This window comes from Micromonospora zhanjiangensis, assembly GCF_042650605.1.
GTDB lineage: Bacteria > Actinomycetota > Actinomycetes > Mycobacteriales > Micromonosporaceae > Micromonospora_J > Micromonospora_J zhanjiangensis.
Window position 1 is genome coordinate 99,666 of the sequence record NZ_JBHSBN010000019.1, and the last position, 24,596, is coordinate 124,261.

Annotated in this window: 20 protein-coding genes; 11 read left to right on the top strand and 9 right to left on the bottom strand. The window is 72.9% G+C overall.

Annotation, left to right across the window (positions count from 1 at the left end):
* The first annotated feature begins 55 nt into the window (after positions 1-55).
* The 3 genes from ACFOX0_RS23755 to ACFOX0_RS23765 all read left to right on the top strand — a co-directional run bounded on the left by ACFOX0_RS23755 (position 56) and on the right by ACFOX0_RS23765 (position 4,383).
* Positions 56-1,636 carry an NADH-quinone oxidoreductase subunit M gene (locus ACFOX0_RS23755; RefSeq protein WP_377549779.1) on the top strand — a complete coding sequence of 527 codons (1,581 nt, stop codon included), beginning with the start codon at positions 56-58 and terminating at the stop codon, positions 1,634-1,636.
* Entirely contained in the window at positions 1,633-3,186 is a 1,554-nt protein-coding gene (gene nuoN, locus ACFOX0_RS23760) for an NADH-quinone oxidoreductase subunit NuoN (RefSeq protein ID WP_377549781.1), read from the top strand. The genes ACFOX0_RS23755 and nuoN overlap by 4 nt, the downstream gene beginning before the upstream one ends.
* A 108-nt stretch (positions 3,187-3,294) precedes the next feature.
* Positions 3,295-4,383, top strand: coding sequence for a polyprenyl synthetase family protein (locus ACFOX0_RS23765; protein ID WP_377549783.1), 1,089 nt, complete (start codon positions 3,295-3,297; stop codon positions 4,381-4,383).
* Between the two features lie 61 nt (positions 4,384-4,444).
* Here ACFOX0_RS23765 and ACFOX0_RS23770 read toward each other — a convergent pair whose 3' ends face one another.
* Positions 4,445-5,641, bottom strand: coding sequence for an MFS transporter (locus ACFOX0_RS23770; protein ID WP_377549785.1), 1,197 nt, complete (start codon positions 5,639-5,641; stop codon positions 4,445-4,447).
* 153 nt (positions 5,642-5,794) lie between these two features.
* Here ACFOX0_RS23770 and ACFOX0_RS23775 point away from each other — a divergent pair, with 153 nt between their 5' ends.
* Entirely contained in the window at positions 5,795-6,577 is a 783-nt protein-coding gene (locus ACFOX0_RS23775; protein ID WP_377549787.1) for an IclR family transcriptional regulator, read from the top strand.
* Positions 6,578-6,633: 56 nt separating this feature from the next.
* On the opposite strand, the gene ACFOX0_RS23780 is transcribed toward ACFOX0_RS23775, so the two are convergent.
* Positions 6,634-8,760, bottom strand: coding sequence for a PhoX family protein (locus ACFOX0_RS23780; protein WP_377549789.1), 2,127 nt, complete (start codon positions 8,758-8,760; stop codon positions 6,634-6,636).
* A 265-nt stretch (positions 8,761-9,025) separates the two neighbouring features.
* Between ACFOX0_RS23780 and ACFOX0_RS23785 the strand changes: the two genes are divergently transcribed.
* Both ACFOX0_RS23785 and ACFOX0_RS23790 read left to right on the top strand, forming a co-directional pair.
* Positions 9,026-9,520 carry a sigma-70 family RNA polymerase sigma factor gene (locus tag ACFOX0_RS23785; RefSeq protein WP_377549841.1) on the top strand — a complete coding sequence of 165 codons (495 nt, stop codon included), beginning with the start codon at positions 9,026-9,028 and terminating at the stop codon, positions 9,518-9,520.
* The gene (locus ACFOX0_RS23790) at positions 9,517-10,206 is read left to right on the top strand and encodes an anti-sigma factor (RefSeq protein ID WP_377549791.1); all 690 of its coding nucleotides are present in this window, start codon (positions 9,517-9,519) and stop codon (positions 10,204-10,206) included. The genes ACFOX0_RS23785 and ACFOX0_RS23790 overlap by 4 nt, the downstream gene beginning before the upstream one ends.
* A gap of 21 nt (positions 10,207-10,227) precedes the next feature.
* Here the strand turns inward: ACFOX0_RS23790 and ACFOX0_RS23795 are convergent, their stop codons facing one another.
* The 3 genes from ACFOX0_RS23795 to eccE all read right to left on the bottom strand — a co-directional run bounded on the left by ACFOX0_RS23795 (position 10,228) and on the right by eccE (position 13,048).
* On the bottom strand, positions 10,228-10,662 hold the full coding sequence (locus ACFOX0_RS23795; RefSeq protein WP_377549793.1) for a GNAT family N-acetyltransferase: 435 nt from the start codon (positions 10,660-10,662) through the stop codon (positions 10,228-10,230).
* A 2-nt stretch (positions 10,663-10,664) separates the two neighbouring features.
* Positions 10,665-11,051: a phage holin family protein gene (locus tag ACFOX0_RS23800; RefSeq protein WP_377549795.1), complete on the bottom strand. Its 387-nt coding sequence runs from the start codon at positions 11,049-11,051 to the stop codon at positions 10,665-10,667.
* A gap of 128 nt (positions 11,052-11,179) precedes the next feature.
* A complete protein-coding gene (eccE, locus tag ACFOX0_RS23805) occupies positions 11,180-13,048 on the bottom strand; it encodes a type VII secretion protein EccE (RefSeq protein ID WP_377549797.1) in 1,869 nt (622 codons plus the stop codon).
* Between the two features lie 96 nt (positions 13,049-13,144).
* Here eccE and eccB point away from each other — a divergent pair, with 96 nt between their 5' ends.
* From eccB to ACFOX0_RS23820, 3 genes are all read left to right on the top strand, one after another.
* Complete coding sequence (eccB, locus tag ACFOX0_RS23810) at positions 13,145-14,533, top strand: type VII secretion protein EccB (RefSeq protein WP_377549799.1); 1,389 nt, start codon at positions 13,145-13,147, stop codon at positions 14,531-14,533.
* A 230-nt stretch (positions 14,534-14,763) separates the two neighbouring features.
* On the top strand, positions 14,764-15,081 hold the full coding sequence (locus ACFOX0_RS23815; RefSeq protein ID WP_377549801.1) for a WXG100 family type VII secretion target: 318 nt from the start codon (positions 14,764-14,766) through the stop codon (positions 15,079-15,081).
* A 22-nt stretch (positions 15,082-15,103) separates the two neighbouring features.
* The gene (locus ACFOX0_RS23820; protein WP_377549803.1) at positions 15,104-15,397 is read left to right on the top strand and encodes a WXG100 family type VII secretion target; all 294 of its coding nucleotides are present in this window, start codon (positions 15,104-15,106) and stop codon (positions 15,395-15,397) included.
* A 91-nt stretch (positions 15,398-15,488) separates the two neighbouring features.
* Here the strand turns inward: ACFOX0_RS23820 and mycP are convergent, their stop codons facing one another.
* Positions 15,489-16,847, bottom strand: a complete 1,359-nt coding sequence (gene mycP, locus ACFOX0_RS23825) for a type VII secretion-associated serine protease mycosin (RefSeq protein WP_377549805.1) — start codon at positions 16,845-16,847, stop codon at positions 15,489-15,491.
* A gap of 156 nt (positions 16,848-17,003) precedes the next feature.
* Here mycP and ACFOX0_RS23830 point away from each other — a divergent pair, with 156 nt between their 5' ends.
* Together ACFOX0_RS23830 and ACFOX0_RS23835 are read left to right on the top strand one after the other, a co-directional pair.
* Entirely contained in the window at positions 17,004-19,859 is a 2,856-nt protein-coding gene (locus tag ACFOX0_RS23830; protein ID WP_377549807.1) for an SseB family protein, read from the top strand.
* Positions 19,852-20,214, top strand: a complete 363-nt coding sequence (locus tag ACFOX0_RS23835; protein WP_377549809.1) for a hypothetical protein — start codon at positions 19,852-19,854, stop codon at positions 20,212-20,214. Before ACFOX0_RS23830 ends, ACFOX0_RS23835 begins: the two co-directional genes overlap by 8 nt.
* 10 nt (positions 20,215-20,224) lie before the next feature.
* On the opposite strand, the gene ACFOX0_RS23840 is transcribed toward ACFOX0_RS23835, so the two are convergent.
* From ACFOX0_RS23840 to ACFOX0_RS23850, 3 genes are all read right to left on the bottom strand, one after another.
* Entirely contained in the window at positions 20,225-21,169 is a 945-nt protein-coding gene (locus tag ACFOX0_RS23840; RefSeq protein WP_377549811.1) for an alpha/beta fold hydrolase, read from the bottom strand.
* 133 nt (positions 21,170-21,302) lie between these two features.
* Positions 21,303-21,788, bottom strand: a complete 486-nt coding sequence (locus tag ACFOX0_RS23845; protein WP_377549813.1) for a hypothetical protein — start codon at positions 21,786-21,788, stop codon at positions 21,303-21,305.
* Between the two features lie 163 nt (positions 21,789-21,951).
* Positions 21,952-24,354, bottom strand: coding sequence for an immune inhibitor A domain-containing protein (locus ACFOX0_RS23850; RefSeq protein ID WP_377549843.1), 2,403 nt, complete (start codon positions 24,352-24,354; stop codon positions 21,952-21,954).
* Positions 24,355-24,596 lie beyond the last annotated feature (242 nt).

Here is a 24,596-nt window from a genome sequence, read left to right on the forward strand (position 1 = left end):
CGCAGGAGAGGACCGGGCAGCCCGACTGCCCGACACAGGAGAGGCCCGCCGAATAATGTCCGACTTCCCGTTCCTCTCGGTGCTGACCGTCGCGCCGCTGGTCGGCGCCCTGGTCGTGGCGCTGCTGCCGCGCAGTCGGCCCGACCTGGCCAAGCAGGTGGCGTTCGGCTGGTCGCTGCTGGTGCTGGCGTTCTCGGTCGTCATGTGGTTCGCCTTCCGGGCGGGCGGCGAGCGGTTCCAGTTCCGCGAGTCGTACGCCTGGATCCCGCGCTGGGGGGTGAACTTCACCTTCGCCGCGGACGGCATCGCGCTGGTGATGCTGATGCTGATCGCGATCCTGGTGCCGGTGGTGATCCTGGCCAGCTGGCACGAGACGGACGGCCCCGCGGAGGCGACCGCCGACGGCGGTGACGCGCCGCGCGCCGCGGTCACGGTCCGCCGTAGCGCGCCGGTGTACTTCGCCCTACTGCTGGTCCTCGAATGCACGATGATCGGCGTCTTCGCCGCCGCCGACGTCTTCCTGTTCTACGTGTTCTTCGAGGTCATGCTGGTCCCGATGTACTTCCTGATCGGCAGCTTCGGCGGTCAGCGCCGGCAGTACGCCGCGGTGAAGTTCTTCCTGTACTCGCTGGTCGGCGGGCTGTTCATGCTGGCCGCGGTGATCGGGCTGTGGGTGGTCGGCGGGCACACCTTCGACTGGCAGAAGCTGACCGAGATCGACATGGCCACCGGCACCGGCCGCTGGCTGTTCCTCGGCTTCTTCGTCGCCTTCGCGATCAAGGCGCCGTTCTTCCCGTTCCACACCTGGCTGCCGGACGCGGGTGGCGCGGCCCCGGCCGGCGCGGCGGCGCTGCTGGTCGGCGTGCTGGACAAGGTCGGCACGTTCGGGATCCTGCGCTACTGCCTGCCACTGTTCCCCGAGGCGTCCCGCTGGTTCGCCCCGTGGGCGCTGGCCCTCGCGGTGATCGGCATCATCTACGCGGCGCTGCTAGCGGTCGGTCAGAACGACCTCAAGCGGCTGGTCTCGTACACCTCGATCGCGCACTTCGGCTTCATCGGGGTGGGCATCTTCGCCTTCACCACCCAGGGCGGCACCGGCGCGGTGCTCTACATGCTCAACCACGGCCTGGCCACCGGCCTGCTCTTTCTGGTCGTCGGGATGTTCGTGGCCCGGCGCGGTTCGGCCCTGGTGAGCGACTTCGGTGGCGCCGGCAAGCTGGTGCCGCTGCTGGCCGGGGTGTTCTTCTTCGCCGGTCTCGCCTCGCTGGCGATGCCCGGTACCGCGCCGTTCGTCTCCGAGTTCCTGGTGCTGGTCGGCACCTTCACGGTGAACAAGCCGGTCGCCGTGATCGCCACCGCGGGCATCATCCTCGCCGCGGCGTACGTGTTGTGGATGGTGCAGCGCACCACCCAGGGCACGCTCAACCCCGCCCTGTCCGACGTGCCCGCCATGCGGCAGGACCTCTCGCTCCGGGAGAAGGTGGTGGTCGCTCCGCTGATCGCCCTGATCCTGCTGCTCGGGTTCTATCCGAAGCCGGTCACCGACGTCATCAACCCCGCCGTCCAGGCCACCATGCAGGACGTCGGCAAGTCCGACCCCGCCCCGACGGCGGGCAACCCGGAGGCCGCGAAATGAGCCAGCTCAAGCTGCCGTCGATCGACTACGTGGCGCTCGCGCCGATCCTGATCCTGCTCGGCACGGCCTGCGCCGGGGTCCTGATCGAGGCGTTCGTGCCGCGGCGGGCGCGGCAGGTCGTACAACTGGTCGTGGGCTTGGTCGCGCTCGTGGCGGCCATGGTCATGGTGGTCCGCAACGCCAACCTCCGGCTGCTCACCGCCGGTTCGGCGGTGGCCGTCGACGGGCCGGCGCTGTTCCTGCAGGGTTCCATTCTGGTGCTGGCCGCGGTGGCGCTGCTGCTGATCGGCGAGCGGTCGGTCGAGCGGGGCGGCGCGTTCGTGGCCCAGGCCGCGCTCCCCGTCGAGTCGGAGGCCGACCGCCGGCAGGCGGTGAAGGAGGGCGGGGCGACCGAGATCTACCCGCTGACCATGTTCGCGGTCGCCGGCATGATGCTCTTCGTCGCCGCGAACGACCTGCTGACCATGTTCGTCGCGCTCGAGGTGTTCTCGCTGCCGCTGTACCTGCTCTGCGCGCTGGCCCGGCGGCGCCGGCTGCTCAGCCAGGAAGCGGCGATAAAGTACTTCCTGCTGGGCGCGTACGCGTCGGCGTTCTTCCTGTTCGGGGTGGCGCTGATCTACGGCTTCACGGTGGGCGCCAAGCCGGGCGCGGGCGGGGTCGAGTTCGGCACCATCCACGCGGCGGTGGCGGACTCGTCGGCCAGCCCGGTGCTGCTCTACGCGGGCCTGGCGATGCTGTCGATCGGCCTGCTGTTCAAGGCGAACGCGGCACCGTTCCACGTCTGGACGCCGGACGTCTACCAGGGTGCGCCGACCCCGATCACCGGCTTCATGGCCGCCTGCACGAAGGTGGCCGCGTTCGGTGGGCTGCTGCGCGTGCTGTACGTCGCGTTCGCCGGGGCGGCCTGGAACTTCCGGCCGGTGCTCGGCGTGATCGCGATCCTGACCATGCTGGTCGGCGCGGTGCTCGCGGTGACCCAGACGGACATCAAGCGACTGCTCGCCTACTCGTCGGTGGCCAACGCCGGCTACCTGCTGGTCGGGGTGCTGGCGATGACCAAGGACGGTCTGTCCAGCACGATGTTCTACCTGGTCGCGTACGGCTTCACGGTGCTGGCCGCGTTCGCGGTGGTGACCCTGGTCCGGGACGCCGACGGCGAGGCGACCCACCTGTCCCGCTGGGCGGGCCTGGGCCGGCGGTCGCCGCTGTTCGCCGGGCTGTTCACCTTCATCCTGCTGGCCTTCGCCGGTATCCCGCTCACCAGCGGTTTCACCAGCAAGTTCGCCGTGTTCGGGGCGGCCCTGGACGGCGGGCAGACGTGGCTGGTGATCGCCGGCGTGCTGACCAGCATGATCCTCGCCTTCCCGTACCTGCGGGTAGTGGTGATCATGTGGCTGTCCGAGCCGGGCGAGTCGACCCCGCGGGTGACCATGCCGGGCGGGCTGACCGCGGCGGCGCTGATGATCGGCGTACTGGCGACGCTGGTGCTCGGCGTCGCGCCGGCCCCGCTGCTCGACCTGGCCAACGGCGCCGCCGAATTCGTGCGATGAGGCGTCCGGCCGGTCGGTGCCGGCGCGTGCCGGCCGGCCGGTTTCCCGGCCGGCCGGGGCGAGCGTCGGTCACCTCCCCCGTTCCGGGGCACCGTGCGCCGGTGTGGCATGGTTGAGAGCGTGGTGAGACCGGCTGAGGAACGTTCAGGCATGACCGGGTCCGGCCAGCGCCGGAGCCGGTCGGCCATGGCGCAGCAGTTCGGCGCGGTTGGACTGGACCTGGTCGATCCGGCCCTTGAGGAGTCGGTGCGGTCCGTGCTCGTTTCGGTCGAGGCCGAGCTGCGGACCAGCGTGGTCAGCGCGGACCCGTTCGTCACCGAGGCGGCCCGGCACCTGCTGGACGCGGGTGGCAAGCGGTTCCGACCGTTGCTGGTGGCGCTGGGCGCCCAGTTCGGCGACCCGGCCTCGGCGCGGGTGGTGCCGGCGGCGGTGGTGATGGAGCTCACCCACCTGGCCACCCTCTACCACGACGACGTGATGGACGAGGCCGACGTCCGGCGGGGCACCCCGAGCGCCAACTCCCGATGGACCAACTCGGTGGCCATCCTGGTCGGCGACTACCTGTTCGCCCGCGCGGCGGACCTCGCGGCCGATCTCGGCACGGAGGCGGTACGCCTGCAGGCGCGGACCTTCGCCCGGCTGGTGCACGGGCAGATCGCCGAGACGATCGGCCCGCGCGAGGGCGAGGACCCGGTCGGGCACTACCTCGGCGTGATCGCCGAGAAGACCGGCTCGTTGATCGCGACCTCGGCCCGGTTCGGCGGCATGTTCGGCGGCGCGTCGCCCGCCCACGTCGAGGCCCTCGCCGGCTACGGCGAGACGATCGGGGTGGCCTTCCAGCTCTCCGACGACCTGTTGGACATCGCCTCGGAGTCGGTGCAGTCGGGCAAGACACCCGGCACCGACCTGCGCGAGGGGGTGCCCACCCTGCCGGTGCTCTACGCGCTCGGCGCGGACGACGCGGACGCCGCCTCGGTGCGACTGCGCGAGATCCTGGCCGCCGGCCCGGTCACCGACGAGGCGTTGCACGCCGAGGCGCTCGGCCTGCTGCGCGAGTCACCGGCGCTGAAGCGGGCCCGGGAGACGGTGCGCAGCTACGCCGAGGAGGCCCGGGAACAATTGCGCCCGCTGCCCGACGGCGGCCCGCGTCGCGCCCTCGAATCGCTCTGCGACTTCATCGCCGACCGCACGAGCTGACCGCTTCCCGTCGACCGCGACCGCGCCCGTCCGCCGCCTCCCGCCAGCGGGACGGCGGCGGCTAGCGCGCCGGCGCGGCCCGGACGACGAGGCGACGGCCGACCAGCATGCCGACGGCGGCCAGCAGCATCGCCGCCGCCGCAGTGAGCCACATCACCGGGTAGCCGGAGTGCGCGGCCAGCGCGCCCAGTCCGAGCGGGCCGACGCAGCCGCCCGCGTACACCCCGGTCTGGGTGATCGAGGTGGCGGCGGCCGGGGCCTGCGGGTGCAGCCGGACCACCGCGTAGTTCAGCAGTCCGGGCCAGGCCCAGCCGAGGCCGAAGCCGAGCAGGACGCCCGCCACCAGCGGCCCGGCGCCGCCGGCCGCGAGCAGGCCCAGCCCGGCCGCGCCGACGGTCAGCATCCCGGCGATCACCGCGATGTGCCCACCGGCCCGCCGGTCGGCGGACCAGCCGGCGCCGACCCGCCCGACCACGCAGACCGCGCTGCCCAGGGTGAGGGTCAGCCCGGCCAGGGCGGGTTCCAGTCCCCGGCCGGCCGCCGAGTCGACCAGGAACGTCCCCAGCGCGTTGGCCGCGCCGGAGGCGAGCGCGGCGGCCACCCCGAGCACGACGAGCGCCCCGGTGGCCCGGCCGCCGCCGCGACCGCGCTCGCGCGGCCCGTCCGGGGCACCCGCCTCGGCCGGTACGGCCGGCAGCGCGGCCAGCGCCGCGCCGGCCGCCGCGACGAACGCCCACCGCCAGCCGACCGTCAACGCGAACGCCGGCACGGCCGCGCCGGCCAGCAGCGTGGAGACCGGGATGGCCGCCTGCTTGACCCCGAACGACAGGCCCTGCCGCCCGGCCGGCACCTGCCGGGCCAGGGCCAGGTTGCTGGCCAGTTGGCCCAGCGCGTTGGCCCCGGCGCCGACCGCCAGCAGGATCACCAGGACCGGGTACGACCGGGCCAGCACCGCGATCGCGAGCAGCGATCCGGCCGCGAGCAGGATCCCGGCCCGGGCCACCCGCGCCGGCCCGAGCCGTTCCACCAAGGCCCCCGACGGTACGGAGGCCAGCGCGCTCACCCCGAAGTAGACGGCGACGGCCAGTCCCAGTCCGGCCGGGGAGAATCCGAGTTCCCGACCCATCTGGACGGCGAGGCCGCCGACCAGGAACACCGGCAGGACACAGGCGATGGTGGTGGCGATCGCGCCGACCGAGGTGCGTACCGGGCGGGTCGGGACGGAACGGCCGGGCGCGGGCAACTTGATCTCGACCATTTGCCGCAACACTACGCGAGTCAGTCTCACCAACCGAACGTGTCTGTCGCTGCACGCACTGTTGTGGTAAATCTGGCATCCTCGATCCGAGCTGGGCATTTCGCAGTCGCCCGGTTTTTCATATGGTGTAAGTCCACGGCAGCGGAGGTGGTTGTGCGGGACCCCTTGGCGGAACCTTCGGACCTGATCCGCAGCGTGTCGCGGGCGCTCAGAGTCCTGGAGGCGGTCGGCCGGGCCCCGAAAGGGCTCACCGTGAAGCAGATCGCCCGGCGGTGCGAGCTGACCGTCGCGACGACGTACCACCTGGTGCGCACCCTCGCCTACGAGGGATACGTGATCCGCCGGGAGGACGGGACGTACATCGTCGGTCTGGAGATCGCCGACCGGTACCGGGAACTGGTGACCGCGTTCCGCGGTCCGCCGGTGGTCGGCGAGGCGCTGCGCCGCGCCGCCTCGGACACCGGTTACAGCCACTACCTCGGCCGCTTCGTCGGCGGGCAGGTGGCGATCACCGCGGTGGCCGAGGGACACCGGTCGCCGTACGTCGAGGATCTGGTGCCCGGCTTCGACGAGGGCGCGCACGCCACCGCCCTGGGCAAGGCGCTGCTCGCCACCCTCACCCCCGACCAGCGCTTCCGTTACCTGCGGGAGTACGGCATGCGCCCGTTCACCCCGGCCACCCTCACCGCCGCCGACGCGTTCGAGGCCGACCTGGCGGCCGGCGAGCGGCGCGGGATGCACGTCGAGATGGGCCAGTTCCGGCAGGGGGTGGCCTGCGCGGCCGTGCTGGTGGCGCCGGACAAGGAACTGGAACGGCGGGTGGTGCTGGCCTGTGCGCTGCCGGCCGCCGAGATGATGACCTCGGCCCGGATCGTCCGGGCCAAGCTGCTGGCGGTGGCCCGCGCCGTCGCCGACGGCCTGGCCACCGAGAGCTGAACCGCAGGCGGCGCCGGGAAGTGCCTCCCGGGGACATGGGAGGCACTTCCCGACGGTCAGCGGCCGATCGTGCCACCGTCCAGTCGCCAGGCGCACACCACGCCCGGCTTGGCGAAGTCGCCGTCCGGCCAGTTGGAGGCCGGGTTGTCCAGCGACGCGCCGCTGATCTCGCCGGGGTGCTGCACCGCGACGAAGACCGAGCGGTTGTCCGAGGTGATGAATGGTCCGCAGGTCTCGGCACCCAGCGGTACGGTGAGGAACTGCTTCAGGTGCCCCCGCTCCGGACCCTCGACGGCCGTGGCGAACAGGCCGTCGTTGCCGCCCAGCGCGTTGCCGTCGGTGGCGATCCAGAGGTTGCCGGCGCCGTCGAAGGCGACGTTGTCCGGGCAGGAGATCGGCGACACCTGGCTCTTGTCGTACCCGGCGAAGTAGGTCGACGGGTCGCTCGGGTCGCCGCAGACGATCGGCAGCGACCAGGTGAACGTCGTGCCGGTGTGGTCGCCCCGGTCCTCGGTGATCTCCAGGATCTGCCCGTGCTTGTTGGCGTTGCGCGGGTTGACCTCGTCGGCGGCGGCCTTGCCGGCCTTGCCCCGGTCGGTGTTGTTGGTCAACGCGACGTAGATCTTGCCGGTCACCCGGCTCGGCTCGACGTCCTCCGGACGGTCCATCTTGGTGGCACCGACCTTGTCGCCGGCCAGCCGGGTGAAGGTGAGCACCTCGGCCGCGGTCATCCCCGGCACGTACGAGGTGGTGCCGCGGACCAGCTTGATCCACTGGCCGGTGCCGTTGAACGCCCCGTCCGACGGCAACCTGCCCGAGCCGTCGACCTCGGCCGCGCTGGTGTAGTCGAACTTGGCCACGTAGAGCGTGCCCGACTCCAGCAGGGCCAGGTTGTTCTTCCGGGCCACCCACGACTGGCCCTTGAGGTACCTGTTGTCGGAGACGAACTTGTACAGGTAGTCGAACCGCTCGTCGTCGCCCATGTACGCCACGACGTGCTGGTTGGCCGCCACGACGACGTTGGCGCCCTCGTGCTTCACCCGGCCCAGCGCGGTGTGCTTGCGGGGCCGGGCCTGCGGGTCGAACGGGTCCACCTCCACCACCCAGCCGAACCGGTGCGCCTCGTTCGGGTGCTTCGACAGGTCGAACCGCTCGTCCACCCGGTCCCACCTGCGGCTGCCGGACGGGTAGCGGTCGGTGGTGCTGATGCCGTACCGGGCCAGCTTGGACTTGAGCTCCTCGGGCGCGCCGTCACCGCCGACGAAGTACTGGTTGAAGTTCTCCTCGCCGGAGAGCACCGTGCCCCACGGGGTGAGCCCGCCGGCGCAGTTGTTCAACGTACCGACCACGGTCCGGCCGGTCGGGTCGGCCGCGGTCCGCAGCCACGCCGAACCGGCCGCCGGCCCGGTGACGTCGAATTTCGTCTCCAGCGCCGTGATCCGGCGGTTGTAGGCGCGCCGGCCGGAGCGGACCAACTCCCACCGGCCGGTCTGGCCGGCCCGTTCGATCTCCACGACGGACAGGCCGTGCGCGGCCATCGCGGCCCGCACCTGGTCCGGGGTGAGCGCCTCCAGGCCGGTGAACCCGGGGAACATCAACTCCTCGTTGGTGTACTCGTGGTTGACCACCAGCAGGGCCCGGGTGTTCCGCCGGTCCAGCGGCAACACCGCGACGAAGTCGTTGTTGTAGCCGAACTGCGTCGACTGCCGGGCGGCGGTCTGCCGGTGCACGTCCAGCGGCGGGGCGCCGGGCAGCACCGGGTCGCCCCAGCGGGCCACCACCGCGTGGTCGTACCCGTTCGGCACGACCAGGGTGTCCAGCTTGTTCGGCGGAATCGGCTTGAAGGTAAGCGCGCCGTTGCCGGCCGGCCGCGCGGTCACGGTGAAGTCCTCGATCTCCGGTGCGGCCGGACCGCCGGGCGCGGCCGCCGCCGGCGCCGCGCCGGTCGACGCGCCGGCGGCGGCGCCGAGGCCGAGCACCAGGGCACCGGCGACGCCTGCGCGGACCACGCCGCGGCGGGACATCCCGGCATCCACCAGGTCACCGAAGTACGGGTTGTCGGACCGGTTGGGAACCGGGTGGTCGCAGGCGTTGCCGCACCGGTACCGGCAGGTCATCGCGTCACGTCCACCGTGCCCCGCGGTGCCGAGCAGCGGCAGCGCGCGGCGGGGTCGATCGGTCATCTGTGGTATCTCCTCGCTCGTCGACTCGCCTCTGGTCAGCGCCTGAGCTGGCCAGGACGTGCGGTGGGTCGGGTTGCGGCTGGTCAGCGTGGTCCACGGCGTAACCGGGGTCTGCCGGACGGTAGGAGCGCGGCGTGAGCGCCGCCCGGCCGGACGGCGAACGCGAGGTGAACACCTCGACGTGAGCGGCGGGGTGAACCGGTGGCGCCGGATTCCCGTATCAACCCGTGGAGGGGAGGCCGCCATCAGCGATCACGACGCCCAGTTGCTCCGCGCGCTGCACGACGAGCACGCAGAGGCCCTCTTCGCGCACGCGCTACGCCTGGTCAACGGAGACCTGCAACGGGCGGAGGATCTGGTGCAGGAGACCCTCCTGCGGGCCTGGCGGCATCCGGAGGCGCTGGACCCCAGCCGCGGCTCGGTCCGCGGCTGGCTGTTCACCACCGCCCGCAACCTCGCCATCGACCAGTGGCGCCGGCGCAACGCCCGGGTCGGCGAGATCGTCACCGACGACCTGCCCGAACCGCCGCACGGGCCGGACGAGGCCGACCGGGCGGTGGAGGCGTGGACCGTGGCCGAGGCGTTGAGACGACTCAGCCAGTCGCACCGCGAGGTGCTGGTCGAGTGCTTCTACCTCGGCCGGTCGGTCACCGAGGCGGCCGGCCGGCTGGGCGTACCGCCCGGGACGGTGAAGTCGCGGACGCACTACGCGCTGCGTTCGCTCCGGCTGGTGCTGGCCGAGATGGGGGTGACCAGGTGACCAGTTGCGAGTACGCGCACGACGACGGCGCGTACGTGCTTGGTGCCCTGCCACCCGCCGAACGGGCCGCCTACGAGCGCCACCTGGCCGGCTGCCCCGAGTGCCGGGAGGCGGTGGCCGAGATCGCCGTCCTGCCCGGCCTGCTCGGCCGGCTCGACCCCGCCGGGCTCGACCTGATCGCCGAGCCGCCCCGCCCCGGACCGCCGGTGACCAAGCTGCTCACCGCCGCCCGGGGCGAACGGCGCCGGCAGCGCCGCGCCGCCCGGGTGCGGTACGCGGGCATGGCGTTGGCCGCGGCCTGCCTCGCGGTGTTCGTCGCGGTCGGGGCGACCTGGTTGCGGGGCAGCGCCACCCCACCGAACCCGCTGGCGCACCCGGCGGCCATGCGCCCGGTGGCGGCCACCGCGCCGGTGACCGCCGAGATCGGCCTGGACGGTGTCGGCTGGGGCACCAAGGTGGCGATGCACTGCCGATACCAGGGCACCGGCGAGTACGCGAAGTCGTACACCTTCCGCCTGGTGGCGTACGGGCCGGACGGCGCCAAGGAGCAGGTCGGCTCCTGGGTGGCCGGCCCCGGCGACGACGTCACCATGACCGGGGCGACCCGGTTCACCGCGGCGGAGCTGACCCGGCTGGAGCTGATCCGGTACGACGGGACCGTCCTGCTCGCGTACGACGTGCCCTGAGGCCGCCGCGCGGGCGCGGGCTCACCGCTGGTCCAGCTCCATCCACCGGGTCGGCACGGCGAGCGGGCGGAACCCGGCCTCCGCGTAGAGGCCGTGCGCGTCGTTGGTGGCCAGCAGGATCCGCCGTACGCCCTGTTCGGCCAGCTCCGTGCGGACCTGGTCGACCAGCCAGCGGCCCAGGCCGCGACCCCGCTCGGCCCGGTCGACGTACACGTCGCAGAGCCAGCCGAAGGTGGCCCGGTCGGTCACCACCCGGGCGAACGCCACCTGCGCGCCGTCGCCGGATCGGTAGATCCCGAACACCACCGAGCCGGCGATCGCGGCCGCCATGGTCTCCCGGGACCGGCCAATCGCCCAGTAGGCGTCCGTGCTGAGCCAGTGGTGAACCCGGTCGAGGTCGATCCGGCCCGGGTCGGTCGACAGGCGGTAGCCGTCCGGGCGGTCTTCGGTCGGCACGGTCAGTCCCGGTCGGTGACCAGGCCGAGCAGCCAGGTGACGATGCCGACGAAGAGCGCGCCCAGCACCGCCGCCGGCCAGAAGTGGTCGACGTGGAACGGCAGGTCGAGCTGCCCGGCGATCCAGCTGGTCAGCAGGAACAGCAGCCCGTTGACCACCAGCGCGATGAGTCCCAAGGTGAGCAGGTAGAGACCACACCCGACGGTCTTGATGATCGGGTGCAGCACCGCGTTCACCACACCGAAGATCACCGCCACCAGGATCAGCGTGAGCACCTTCTCGCCGACCGAGTCGGTGTTCAGGCTGATGCCGGGGATGAGCAGCGTCGCGAACCAGAACGCCAGGGCGGTGGTGGCGAGCCGGATCAGAAGGCCCTTCAGAAAACCCATGCCCGGGATGGTGCCACGGTCGGTCCACCCGCGTCCCGCCCGGTCCGCGTTCGCCACCCGGGGTGCCGGTCCGGTGACCGTCCGCGGGCGCCGGGCCCCTCGCCGGTGCGTCGCCGAGGTGGTACGCGTCAGCCGCGGTTCGGCGAGCCGACCAGCTGCGACTCGATCGGCGTCGCCGACAGCAGGGCCCAGCGCAGCACCCGCCGGTTGACCAGGCCGACCATGCCGCTGCGGATCCGGGTCAACCAGTCGGCCGAGTCGCCGAGCCCGAGGGCCGTACCGGCCAGGGTCGCCTCGTCGGGGCGCAGCGGTTGCAGGATCACCAGGTCGGCCCGGGACAGCGCGTCGGTGTCCAGTTCGGTCAGCTCGTCCCGGACCACCAGCGTGGCGCACCAGCCGGAGCCGGCCCGCTGGTCGGCCGCGGCCACCGGTCCGACGTCCAGCACCAGCAGCAGCGGACGCAGCGGGCTGCCCGTCCCACCCAGCGGTCGACCGGGCGGGACGACGGGAACGGTCTGGCCGGGCAGGCTCACCGCCCGGACGAACGGTTCCCAGTGCTGCGGCCGGGCCGTCTGCACGACGACCTGGGCGCCCAGCGCCATCGCCCGCAGCGCGAGCACCTGCGCCGGTCGCATCCCGCCGATCAGCATCACCCGGGTCGCCTCGGGCCGGAACAGCCGGGCCAGCACGGCCGCGCCGTGCCGGTTGGCGCCGAGCATCAGACCCGCGGCACCGGACGGGAGTTCCAGGGTGGCCAGGGCGTCGGTCGGCAGCAGGGCCGGCGCGGCCGACCATCCCGGACCGGACACCGGCGTGCCGAGCGGCAGCGTGCCGGCCAGCCCGGCGAGGTGCTCACCGTCCAACCGCCGGACCCGGGCGCCGTCGGCGGCGAGCGTCCGGCGCATCGCCTGCACCGCCGCGCCGAGCAGCGTCGGGGTGGGCGCGGCGAGTCGTACGGTCAGTTCGGCCGGCACCAGCGTGGTGCCGGCGGCGGGCCACGGCCCGGCACCCAGCGACACGGTGATGCCGCTGGCCGGCAGGGACAGCAGCCGGGTGACCAGCCGCCGACCGTTCTCGGTGCCCAGGTCGGGCCAGCGGCCCAGCCGGAACGTGGCCTGCGCCAGGCCGCCGAGGGTGACCTGCTGCCACGACTCGACCGCCGGCCGGGCGGCGTCGTGGTGCGCCAGTTCGGCGAGGACGTCGAGCACGGCACGGTCGCCGAGTGGCCGGGCCGGGACCGGCCCGAGCCGCCGGCACACCTTCCGTACGGTGCCGGCCAGCGCCCGGCGCAGGTCGGCCTCGGCCCAACCCTCGGCGCGCAGCACCGTCACCGCGAGCAGGGTCCGTTGCCGGCCGAGCAGCCGGCCGTCGGTGAGCTGCCGGTAGGAGGTGGCCGCCGGTCCGCCGCCGGTGCTCAACGCGGGTGCCGGGGCGCCGTGCAACAGCAGCCGGACCCGGGTCGGCGGGCTGTCCGGACCCGGCGCGGGCAGCAACCCGGCCGGTGCCGGCAGCGGTTGGGCGGCGTCGGCGAGCAGCGCGGCCGGGTCGCCGATCTCCAGCACCACCGTGAGGCCGCACCGGTCGCGCAGCAGCGCCGCCGCCTCGCCGGCTACCTCGTGCCCGACCACCTCGGCGCCCGGCGCGACCAGTCCGAGCAGGGCGTCGGCCCCGGCCGGCGGGCTCAGGGCGTGTCGGCGGGTGGCGTACCGGGCGCCGATGACCAGCCATTCGAAGAGCCACCGGTGCCGGATCCGTCCCCAGGCGACGGTCAGCGCCGCGGTCGACACCATCGCCGCGGCGGCCAACGCCACCAGGCCCCGCCCCAGGGCGGCGACCAGCAGCGCCGCCGCGACCTGGGTGACCACCACCTGCCCGGCACGGATGCCGAGCACCGGCCGGGCGACCGGTACGGACAGCGCCGGTCGGACGACCGGCCGCACGTCGACGGGACCGGACGGGACGGATCCGGGCGAACCGTCCGCCAGGCGCGCAGTCACCGTGCCTCCTCGAACTCGACCGGTGGGGGGACGGTCACCCCGCGTGAGCCGGTGAGGGCCTATCGTATTGGCCGGAGTCATTCGGAGGGGGCCCGCATGCCGTCGCGGCAGGACCAACTGCACTCGTACCAGTTCACGGTCCAGCGGGTGGTGGCCGCCCTGGTGCTGCGGGAGACCGATCCGCCGCACTCGCCGTTGCGCCGGGCCGCCGGCACCGCGCTGGCCGGGGTGCTGATCGCGGCGATCGGGATCGGCGCCGCCGCCGTCTACGGGGTGCTGACCGGCACCGGCGGGACCGACTGGCGCGACCCCCGATCGGTGATCGTCGAAAAGGAGTCCGGCGCCCGGTACGTCTACCGGGACGACACGTTGCACCTGGTCCTGAACTACGCCTCGGCCCGGCTGATCATCGGTACGCCGGATCCGAAGACGGTGCTGGTGTCCCGCCGGTCGATCGACGGCGTACCCCGGGGTGCCCCGCTCGGTATCGCGGACGCCCCGGACTCGCTGCCCGACCCGGGCCGGCTCACCTCCACCCCGTGGACGGTGTGCTCGACGCCGGCGACCGACGCGACGCCACCCCGGTCGGCGCTGCTGGTCGGGGTGCCGGCCGGCGGCGGCTCCCTGGCGTACGACGACGCGGTGCTGGCCCGGCACCCGGCCGGCGAGCTGCACCTGGTCTGGCACAACCGGCGGTACCGGATCAGCGGCGAGAAGGACGTGCTGACCGCCCTCAACTGGGCCAGCAAGCGACCGGTGCCGGTCGCGCCGGCCCTGCTCAACGCCCTGCCGGCCGGTCCCGACCTGGCCCCGGTCCCGGTCCCCGGTCGGGGCCGACCGTCGGTCGGCGTCCCGCGGGCCAAGGTGGGTGAGGTGTTCGTCGTGACCAGCCAGGGCGGCGACCGGCAGTACTACGTCGCGCTGCGCGCCGGCCTGGCCGCGATCACCCAGCTGCAGTCGAACCTGTTGCTGGTCGCCGCCGGCCAACTCGACCCGAAGCACCTGCAACCGGTCCGGCTCGCCGCGATCCCCCGCGAGCCGGACCTGATCCCGGACGGGCCGGAGGCACCCCCGTCGACGATCCCCCCGCTGGCGGACACGGCGACCGGGGCGCTCTGCGGCCAGGTCGCCGACGACGGAGGCGTACGCGAGGTCCGGGTCGGCTCGACGGTGCCCGACCTGGGCGGCACGGCGGCCACCGCGGCCCGCTCGGGACGGGGTGCCGCCCTGGCCGACCGCGTCCTGGTCCCACCCGGCCGGGGAGCCGTGGTGGAGGCTGCCGCGGCGCCGGGTGCGACCGGCGGCGCGCTCTGCGTGGTGACCGACCTCGGCCGGCGCTACCCGGTGGCCGGTGGCGAGGTGCTCGGCATGCTCGGCTACGGCAAGGTCACTCCGCTGCGACTGCCGGCGGCCGTGGTCGCGCTGGTGCCGGCGGGCACCGTGCTCGACCCCGTGGCGGCGCAGAACCCGGCGAGCGCCGACTGAGCCGGCTCGACCCGGCGCGCGGTCCGGCGTGAGTGGGCGGCGGGCGCTGCCCGACTTATCCACAGCTGTGACGCCGGGGCTACCCGCAGTGGTGTCGGCCCGCTACCGTCAGCGACGGGAATGTATCAATGCCGTCGCGCGGACGCGGTTCGCTGCCGTGCCGTGACCGGAGCCCCGACCCGGGCCACTCCGGACAGGCGGACGACAAACGGAAGTGGGTGACATCCAGGGTGTCCCAGACACAGGCGGAAGCCGCGGTCATGCGGCAGACGGCGGCCAGGTTCGAGCAGGTCGACCAGTCGTTGCAGACGATGCTCAGCGGACTGCTGGCCGAACTGGAGGCGCTGCAGACGGCCTGGCAGGGCGCCGGCGGCCGGTCCTTCGAGCAGGTCAAGCAGCAGTGGTCGCGGGACCAGGCGGCGATGCAGCGGGCGCTGCGCGAGACCGCCTCGGCGATCCGCACCGCGGGTCAGCACTACGACCTGTCCGACAGCGAGGCGGCGAGTCGGGTCGCTACCACCAACCGCGGCATCCAGCTGCCGCTCTGAGACCACGGGAAGGGTCCATCTGATGCGTGACGACCGGCTCGTCGTCAGTTTCCCCGCGCTGCAGCAGGCCAGCGCGGACATCCAGAAGGCGTTCAGCACGCTCGATTCGCAGCTCGGGCAGCTCGAACGGGACGCCGCACCGCTGGTGGCGACCTGGAGCGGCGAGGCCAAGGAGGCCTACGACCAGCGCCAGGCGAGGTGGCGGGCGGCCGCCCACGACCTGCAGGGCATGCTGCGGGAGATCAAGGTCGCGGTCGACGAGTCCGCGTCCGACTACCTGAGCACCGAGAAGAAGAACACCGGCCTGTTCCAGTAGCCGCCCGCCACGGACCCGCCGGCCGGGTGTCACCACCCCTGAGACCCGGCCGGTGTCCGGCGCGCGGGCCAGGGCCGGCCGGTGCGACCGGTCAACCGGTGGCGTCCCGGTCCGGGACCGCCGGACGCCACCGGCGGCGGGCGCCGCGGGGCAGGACCACCGCCGCCAGCGCCGCCAGCACGGCCAACCCGCCGGCACCGGCGGCCACCGTCACCGCCGTACGGTCGGTGTGCGAGCGGCGATCCGCCAGGGCGGCCAGGGCAGGGTCGGCGGTGCGGCGGACCGGCACGTCGGCCGGCCGGGCCCGGGCGGGCGCTCCGGTCTCGGTCACCGCGCGATAGGGATTCAGCACCCCGGCGCCGTAGCCGCCGGTGGTGCCGCCCCCGCCGGCGGCGGGATCGGCGGTGGCGACAATCCGCTCGGCCACCTGCGCGGCGGTCAACTCCGGCCGGTACTGCCGGACCAGGGCCGCGGTGGCCGAGACGAACGGGGCCGCGTAGCTGGTGCCCTCCTGGCTCTGCTGCCCCCGCCCCGGACCGGCGGCCAGGATCCCGCTGCCCGGCGCCACGACGTCCACGTACGGGCCGACCTGGGAGAACGGGGCGCGTTTGCCGTCCCGGCCGATGGCACCCACCCCGAGTACGCCGTCGTAGGCCGCCGGGTAGGGGGTCGGGTTGCCCTGTTCGTGGTAGTTGCCCGCGGCGGCCACCACGACGACGTCGCGGCCCACCGCGTACCCGACGGCGGCGCGGACCGCGGGATCGTCCTGGTAGAGCACCACGGAGAGGTTGATGACGTCGGCTCCGTGGTCGACCGCCCACCGGATCGAGCGGGCGAAGACCGGCGCCGAAACGGTCCGGCCCGATTCCTTGCCGTCGACGACCTGCTGCTCGCTCACCCGTACCGGAAGGATCCGGGCACCGGGTGCCAGGCCGTGGAAGGTCGTACCGGTCGTGGAGCCGGCGGCGATGATGCTGGCCACGCCGGTGCCGTGCCCGGCGCAGTCCCGGGTGCCGTCGCCGCCGGGGTCCAGGAAGTCGTTGCCGGCCGCGACCCGTCCGCGCAGTTGCGGATGCTTCTGGTCCACGCCGGAGTCGATGACGGCGACCGTCACCCCGGCGCCGGTGGCCAGCGCGGCCAGCCGGTCGGGCAGGTAACGCTGCTGGGCCCACGGCGTCTGGGTGCCGGCCGGCGCCGGCCCGGGACCGGTGCCGCAGGTGGGTGCGGCGAGCCGGTTGTCGGCGGTCCGGCCGGCGATGATCAACGTCGATTCCGGTTTCCGGTCCGCGATTTCCGGCGGCCGGTCGGGTGTCCATTTCCCCGGCTCGATGGCAGTGGCGTTCCGGGTCTCCCCCGAGCCGTCTCCGGCGCCCACCGAAAGGCCCCCGACCAGCGCGTACGTGGCGGTTGTCACGGTCAGGAGAGCCAGCCGTACGCGCCTGCGGGCCATCGCCCCGCCTTCCGAGTCGTGTCGGGTCCGCCAGCGGAATGTTACCGACCGGGAAGAGCCCGCGGGATCCACCGGCAGGCTGCGATTGTGATCTTGCTTTTACCTTGTAGGTTGTACGCGATGCCTGTGGCCCGACGGTGGAGGGAAGGTGCCCTGGTGACTGAATGGGAGCCTGCCACCGAGACGGAGGCGGCCCTGCGGGACGCACTCCGCGCCAACGATCAGGAGTTGTACTTCCGCATCCTGGCCCGCACCGAACTCTTCCTCCCGGTGCCGCCGAACACGTCGATCGACACCGCCGCGGGCTGGGGCACCTGGACCACCGGTGGGCGTACCCACGTGCTCGCCTTCACCTCGGAAGCGGCCCTGCTGGCGTGCCTGGCCGAGAACGCGGGTGCCACCCGGCTGGCGCCGTACCGGCAGCTGGCCGGCAGTTGGCCGAACCCGGAATGGTGGCTCGCGGTCAATCCGGGCCTGCCCATCGAGGGCTACCTGCCGGCCTGGTTCGTCACCCAGCTGATCCGCGGCGAGGTCCGGTTGCCGGGTCGCCCCAGCGGCGCCCGGGCTCGGCTGGACCGGACCGGCCCGGGAGCCCTGGGTGGTCGGGAGGGCCGACCGTTGCCGCACCAGCTGCCGGACGCCGCACGGGCGGCCGCGGACCGGTTGGCGCCGGACCCGAGGCCGACGATCCCGCCGGCACCACCGGTGCGATCCCAGCCGGCTCCACCCGCCGTACCGCCCCGGGCGGAGCCGCCGCGACCCGAGCTGCCGCCGCGGACCGAACCGGCGCGGACCGAACCGGCGCGGCCTCCCGCCGCCGCCGGACCGGTCGACCCGGGGCGGCCCAGACCGTCGGTCGCCGCCCAACGGTCGCCGATCGGGTCGGCCCTGTCGGGTCGGGCCGCGTACGCCGAACGGGCGGCCCGCTCCGCCGACGCACCGCCGGACTGGCGGTCGGCCCCGCGCCCGACCGAACAACGGGACGAGCCGAACAACGAACGCGGCGGCTACCTCGATCAGGGCCGCCCGTCGCTCTCCCCGTCCCCGCACCCACCGCCGGCGCCGCCCGACCCGTCGGCGCCGCCCTTCGGCCCGTCGGCCGCGCCCGGCTCGTCAACGGAGTCCTTCGGCCCGTCGGCCGCGCCCGGCCCGTCGGCCGCGCCCGGCCCGTCGGCGCCGTCCCTCGGCCCGTCGGGGGCGCCGCGGTCGCCGCGGTCGTCCTGGCCCGGACCCGCCGAGCCGAGTTGGCCGGGGTCCGCCGAGCCGCTCCGGATGCGACCCGCCGAACAGGCCCGACCGGCACCGGAACCGTTCCGGGCGGCCCCGGATCCCGGGCGGCCGTCGAGCCCTCCGCACCGACCGCCACTGCCACCGCAGCCGTTCCGGGCCTCGGCGGAGTCGTTCCGGACGTCGCCGCGACCGTTCCGAGCGGCGCCGGAGGCCTTCCGGTCGGGGCAGGACGCCCGCCCCTCGCCGGAGGCGTTCCGGCCGCGGCCCGCTCCGGCACCCGAGCCCGCGCGGGCCGAGCCCGAGCTGGTGACGCCCGACGAGTCGACGGTCGAGGTGCCGCCGCCGGCCGACTGGTACGCCGACGGCCGGTCGGACCCCCGGGTCACCCCGCCCTGGGCCGAGCCGGACGAGGCATTGGTCCGTCCCGCCGAACCGAAGCCGTTGATCATCGACGGTACCGCGATCGTCGCCGACGTCGTCGAGCCGGCACCGGTCCGGCCGGCACCGGTCGAGGACGAGCCGCCGGTCCATTCCTGGTCACCACCTCCGCAGCAACCGTCCGCGTGGTCGTCGACGCAGCGGCCGGCGGAGCGGGAGTCGTCCGCGTGGTCGTCGACCGAAACTCCGACGGAGGCGTTCGCGCGCACGGGTGACCCCGTCGCCACCCCGTCCTGGGACGAGCAGCCGCACGAACCCACGCCGGACCGGTCAACGCCGGTGGCCGACCCGCTGGCCGACCCGCTGGCGTGGGCGGACGAGCGGACGTACGCCCCGCCGGTGGCCGGTCCACCGCCGGCCGACTTCGTCCCGGCGAACGAGGTCGAGAAGAACCTGCTGACCGCGGCCGGCGACGGCAACACCGACACCTACCTGTCCACGTTGTTACTGGCCACGGTGCTGCTGCCGGTCGCACCCGACTCGGCGCCCGGTGCCCGGCCCGGTGACGCCGGGTTCGTCTGGGCCACCGAGACCATCGACGGCGACACGTTCGTGAGGGTGTTCACCTCGCCCGAGCGGCTGGCCGAGTACCGGGCCGAGCCGATCGAGACGATCAGTGTCAAGTTCGTCCGGGTGATCCACCGCTGGCCGGACAACTCCTGGTCGTTCGCGGTGAACCCGAACACCCCGGTCGGGGCGAAACTGCCCGGCAGCCAGGTCGTCGGGCTGGCCAACTGGGCCGCCGAGGTCGGCCTCGGCGACGACGTCGGTCAGCCCGCCGAACCGGCGCCGGCCGCCACCACCCCGGCGGCCCGGCCGGTCCCGGAGCCGCCGCGACCGGAGGATCCGAACCGGCCGCAGCTGATGCAGAAGACCGTCGACCCGGCGCAGGTCGCCTACTACCTGGACCGTGGCTACGACCGGGTCTCCGGGTTCGTGCACCGGGCGGCGGAGGTGGCCCACCTGCGTACGCCGGCCCTGCTGCACAACGCGCTCGGCCTCGGCTTTCCGGGTTCACCGTTCCGGCCGGACGCCGACGAGATCTACGTGCTGCGGTGGCCGGCCCACCGGCCGAGCCTCTACCGGATCCCGTACGGCGGGCAGAACGAGGCCGCCATGCGGGCGATGGAGGGTTGGGTCATCGAGCGGGCACCGTTCCGGGGTAACGGGTTCGCCCCGGGGGAGGGCAGCGACGTGGTCGCCGAGTTCAAGGTGGACAGTGCCCGACTGCCGCACGGCGCCCAGCTCTGGCGGGTCGGTGCGGACGGCATCGAACGGCTGGTGGCCACGCTGGACAGCGACGGTCCGGCCTGGCAGAGGGTCGAGGACGACGGGCATGCGTGACGGTTACGTGGCCCGCTGGCAGGGCCGGGAGTACGACGCCAGCCCGGACGGCGACCGAATCCGGCTCTACCGGTCCGCGCCGGCCGACGGGTGGACCGAGATACACCCCGGCCGGCACGTCCGGGTGTTGCCGGCCGACGAGGTGGACGAACTCTGTTACGCACGCACCGTCTGCGTCTGGCGCGGGCAGCCGTTCATCGTGCTGGCCGAGCACGAGAGCTGGCTGCGGCTGGAGTACACCGGCGGCCACTGGCCGGTCGCCGAGTCGCTCGGCCTGGAGCCGTTCGACTTCGGCGTCTACCAGGGCTGGGCCCCGGCGGCCGAGGTCACCGACCTGCGCGAACAGCGGGTCTGACCGCGCCTTTTCAGGACTTCGCCCAGCGAAGGATCTCGCCGAGCACCAGGTCGGGGACCTCCACGTGCGGGAAGTGGCCCACCCGGTCGAGCAGCCGCCACTCGTACGGCGCGGTGACGTACCGCCCGGAGCCCTGCGCGGTACGGGGCAGCGACGCCTCGTCGAGCGCGCCGTGCAGTTGCAGCGTCGGCGTGGTCAACGGCTTCTGGAGGAGCTTGACGAACCGGTAGCCGTGCAGCCGCATCGCCGACCGGAACGCCCACCGGTAGCCCTCCAGGGCGCAGAACGCCGCCTGCGGGATCCGGATCGCCTCCCGGCACCGGGCCGCGTAGTCGGCGAACCTGTCGCCGGCCACCCAGTCCGGTCCGCCGCTGTGGCGCAGGAACTCGCCGATCAGGGCGGCCTCATTCCGGGTGAGAACGTGTTCGTAGCGGGGGAGCTGAAACTTCAGGGTCGGCGTCGCGGCGGCGAACTGGCCGCGCGGGTCGGCGAAGAGGGCGGCGCGCAACCGCAGCGGGTGCGGGGCGCCCAGCACCACCAGCCGGCGGACCAGGGTCGGATGGAACGACGCGGCGGCCCAGGCGATCATGCCGCCCACCCCGGTACCGACCACCGTGGCCGATCGTTCGCCCAGCGCGCGGATCAGCCCGGCCACGTCGGCGGCCAGCGTGTACCCGTCGTAACCCCGGGGCGGCTTGTCGCTGGCGCCGTAGCCGCGCAGGTCCACCGCCACCGCCCGGAACCCGGCATCGGCCACGGCGGGCAGGATCTCGTGCCAGGCCCACCAGAATTCCGGAAAGCCGTGCAGAAACAGCACCATCGGTCCGGCGCCGGCCTCGACCACGTGGAAACGGCTGCCGTTGGCGCCGACGAAGCGGTGCGTCCAGGGGCCGTCCACCAGCACGCACGATTCGTCGACGGCGGTGTCGCGACCGGCTTCTCGCTGCTGTTTCATGTCGCCAGCCTAGGTGGGCAAGTCCACCGGAGGGTCGGCCGGCGACCGGGATCAGGGGATCCTCAGGGCGACCCCCCGATGACGAAACCCCCGAAACCGGTACGAGCGGGTCGGGCCGGTACGTCGGGGATCGTCACCGCACCTCGCTGATCCGGACGATGCTGACCGGCCGGCCGGAGCCGCAGTCGATACGCAACTGCAATGGCGCGATGGTGACCAGCACCCGGGTGCCCTTGGCGAACGTGCCGACGTCGCGGCCGTACAGCGCGTACTCCACGCCGTCGTCGGCGACCAGGCCGAAGCAGGGACCGGAGCCGCCCCGGGTGAGCTGGCCGCCGATGACGTTCGGCCGGAGCTGGTCGGTGGGCTCCTGCGGCGGCTTGACCGGTGGGCGCAGGGTGGGCAGGACCGTGCTGGACAGGCCCGGGTCGGCGGGCGGTGTCGAGGAGTCGGGGGTGGCCGGCCCGGCCGGTGGGCCGGTCGGCGCGTCGGCCGGCGTCGGGGTCCCGGCGGGCGAGGGGGGCGAGGTGGGCCCGCCGGCCGGGTCGGCGGCGTGCCGGCGGGCGCCGCAACCGCCGAGCGGCAACGCCAGCGCGACGGCCAGTCCGGCGACGGTCATTGCGGTGGTACGTCGAGTGGGTCGCACCCCGGTTGGACGCCCGCGCCGGCTCATCCGTTCCCTTGGCAGCGTCCCGAGCGCGGCCTCTAGCTGTGAAAAGGGCGACGCCCGGGGCGGAGAACCCGCCCCGGGCGTCGCTGTCAAACCGTGGATCGGTGGTGCGTCAGGAGAACTTCACCTTCAGCATGGTGCCGTCCTGCTGCAGCACCTGGACCTTCACACCGGCAGCCGGGAGCTTGACGCCGTGGTTCGGCAGCTCCGGGTACCAGTACTGCTGGGTGTCGTCGAACACCGACTGCGCGGCCTGGCCACGGACGTACTGCGGCTGGCCGTTGATGTGCAGCGTGAACGAGTCCGCCTTGGTCAGGCTGAACGGAGCGTCGTAGACCTGGACCCGGGCCCGCCAGGGGTTACCGGTCAGGTTGTAGAGCGGCTCCGGGCGCGAGTCGATGATCAGGTTGCGACCCGTACCCGGGTGGACGTTGGTGTTGTTGTCCACCTGCGAGGTGTCCCAGTACGAGATCAGCAGACCCTGCTGGTACGCGTAGTGGTCCACCCAGTCCGGCTTGGTGTTGGCGTAGCCGAAGTAGTACGGGCCGGTCTGCAGGTACTTGTCGTACGAGACGTACGACCGGTTACCCATGATGTAGTAGTTGTCGTACTGCTTGACGACGGTGGAACCCACCACGGAGAAGCCCTTCAGCGTCCACGTGGTGGCCGCCTCGGCACCGTCGCTGAGCACGGTGGTGCCGTCCGCGGTGACGGTGATGTCGTCACCGAAGAAGCCGCCCGCGGAGAGCCCACCGTCGGTGCGGTAGTGGAAGCGGAACAGCGCCTTCTTGCCGGCCAGCGACGTCATCGGGACGTTCAGGTCGACCCAGGCGCCGCCGGTGGTGCCGTCCAGTGCCGGGGTGCCGCTGGCGTCCCGGGGGAACGGCTTGCCGCCGACCGTGCCGTCGAGAGCCTTCCAGGACGCCCCGTTGTCGGTCGAGGCCTCCAGGTACATGTAGTCGTAGCCCTCTTCGATGGCGTAGCGCGCCTTCATCGACAGCGACGCGGACGTCTTGCCGGTGAAGTCGAACGACCTGGTCATGGTGTTGTCCAGGTTATCCGCGTTGCCGGAGAAGTACTGCTTGGTGCCGGCGAACGGCGCACCGAGGTTGGTGGTCACCGACTTCTTGGGCAGGACCACGACCGCGCCCTGCGCCTCGGCGGAGTTGTACTCCTGCGGACCGAGCTTGAGCGTCTTCTTCTGCCCGGCGATCAGCGTCTCGTAGTCCAGCCAACCGAGCTGGAGCTTGTTCCAGGCGCCGAGGTCACCCGGGCGGGTGCCGATGCCCTGGTCGTTCTTGGCGGACAGCCGGCTCTGGGCCATCAGGGTCCAGTGCTCGTTGCTGTTGTCCCCGCCACCCGAGGTGTCGTAGTCGTCCGGCAGGCCCAGGTCGTGGCCGTACTCGTGGACGAAGACGCTCAGGCCGCCGTTCTCCGGCTGGATCGTGTAGTCACCGATCCACAGGCCGGAGTCGCCGACCTGGGTGCCACCGAGCGGGTTGTTCGCCGGGCCGGTGCGGCCGACGTCGGTGCCGTAGGCGTACCACCGGTGGCTCCAGATGGCGTCCTCACCCTGCTGCGGGTCACCGTCGGCCTGGTCGCCGCCGGCGTGGACGATCTGGAAGTGGTCGATGTAACCGTCCGGCTCGTTGAAGTCGCCGTCGCCGTCGTAGTCGTACCGGTCCCACTGGTCGAACTGCTTCAGGTCCTCGGCGATTTGGTCCGAGGTACGGCCCCGGGCCTTCTGGTCCTCGACCCACTTGTTCGCCGCGTCCTTGACCAGCGCCCAGGTGTTGTTGCAGACGTTCGAGGCGCACGGGTAGCCGTTGGAACGGCCGTACCGGGCCTCGTTGTACTGCACCTTCACCCAGTCGGTGACCTCGCCGTCGACGCTGTAGCGCCCCGACGACTGGGTCTCGTAGTACGTCTTGACCGACTCGGTGTCCTTGCCGGTGCCGAAGTACAGCTTCCGGTAGTAGTCGGCCGAGTAGTCCGGCTGCCACACGGTGGAGTTGTCCACCGCCCGGTTGGGCTGCGGGATCTGGTTGTTGAGCGGACCGTCGAACACGGTCGGACCCTCGGTCCTCGGGTCGGTGTCCTGGTCCGGGTAGTTCGGGTGCCGCTCGTTGCCGAAGTCGGTCAGGATCACGAAGATGTGATCCGTCTTCTCGCGGGCCAGCTCGACATACTGGTCCTGGGTCGCTTTCGTGCCGGCGGCAAGAGTCCTCGCGTTGGCCGCCTTGGCCGGGCCTGCTCCGGTGGTCTTGCCCACCTTGACGACGGTGCTGCCGTTGCGCTTCTCGGCCTTGGCGCGGCCGTTCAGCACGTTGTTGAGGCCCTCCTGGCGCAGTGCGCGCCGCTTGTCCTCAAGCGGGTTGGGCAGTTCGTCCTTGGGCTGGGCTGCGTCGGCGACCGACGGGGCTGCGACCGGCGCCTTGGTCAAAGGCGCCGCATAGACGGCGGACGTGCCGAACGCGACACCGGTCGCGGTCAGCGACAGCCCGAGCAGCCCCACTGCGACTTTGCGCACGTGGTACCTCCGGTTTAAAGGGAGCCGATCCGACGGGGGTGGTCGGACGGCGGAAACTTGTCCCAAGGAAAGGGACTCCTGTGAACCTAGACAACCAGAGGGATTGCTGGGAAGTAGGCGGCGTCAATTTATTGCAAGATCTTGATTGAAACGTGCTCCGATGTCACATTTAAGCCGAAGGGGCACCACCCGATCGGGTGGTGCCCCTTCGGTCGTTGATCAGGGCC

Excerpts from the sequence above, each read along its gene's own strand:
- eccB (WP_377549799.1), top strand. The coding sequence starts at position 13,145 with ATGCCGTCGCGGCAGGACCAACTGCACTCGTACCAGTTCACGGTCCAG.
- ACFOX0_RS23770 (WP_377549785.1), bottom strand. The coding sequence starts at position 5,641 with ATGGTCGAGATCAAGTTGCCCGCGCCCGGCCGTTCCGTCCCGACCCGC.
- ACFOX0_RS23765 (WP_377549783.1), top strand. The coding sequence starts at position 3,295 with ATGGTTGAGAGCGTGGTGAGACCGGCTGAGGAACGTTCAGGCATGACC.
- ACFOX0_RS23820 (WP_377549803.1), top strand. The coding sequence starts at position 15,104 with ATGCGTGACGACCGGCTCGTCGTCAGTTTCCCCGCGCTGCAGCAGGCC.
- ACFOX0_RS23845 (WP_377549813.1), bottom strand. The coding sequence starts at position 21,788 with ATGACCGTCGCCGGACTGGCCGTCGCGCTGGCGTTGCCGCTCGGCGGT.
- ACFOX0_RS23840 (WP_377549811.1), bottom strand. The coding sequence starts at position 21,169 with ATGAAACAGCAGCGAGAAGCCGGTCGCGACACCGCCGTCGACGAATCG.
- ACFOX0_RS23780 (WP_377549789.1), bottom strand. The coding sequence starts at position 8,760 with ATGACCGATCGACCCCGCCGCGCGCTGCCGCTGCTCGGCACCGCGGGG.
- ACFOX0_RS23835 (WP_377549809.1), top strand. The coding sequence starts at position 19,852 with ATGCGTGACGGTTACGTGGCCCGCTGGCAGGGCCGGGAGTACGACGCC.
- ACFOX0_RS23755 (WP_377549779.1), top strand. The coding sequence starts at position 56 with ATGTCCGACTTCCCGTTCCTCTCGGTGCTGACCGTCGCGCCGCTGGTC.
- ACFOX0_RS23800 (WP_377549795.1), bottom strand. The coding sequence starts at position 11,051 with ATGGGTTTTCTGAAGGGCCTTCTGATCCGGCTCGCCACCACCGCCCTG.
- nuoN (WP_377549781.1), top strand. The coding sequence starts at position 1,633 with ATGAGCCAGCTCAAGCTGCCGTCGATCGACTACGTGGCGCTCGCGCCG.
- mycP (WP_377549805.1), bottom strand. The coding sequence starts at position 16,847 with ATGGCCCGCAGGCGCGTACGGCTGGCTCTCCTGACCGTGACAACCGCC.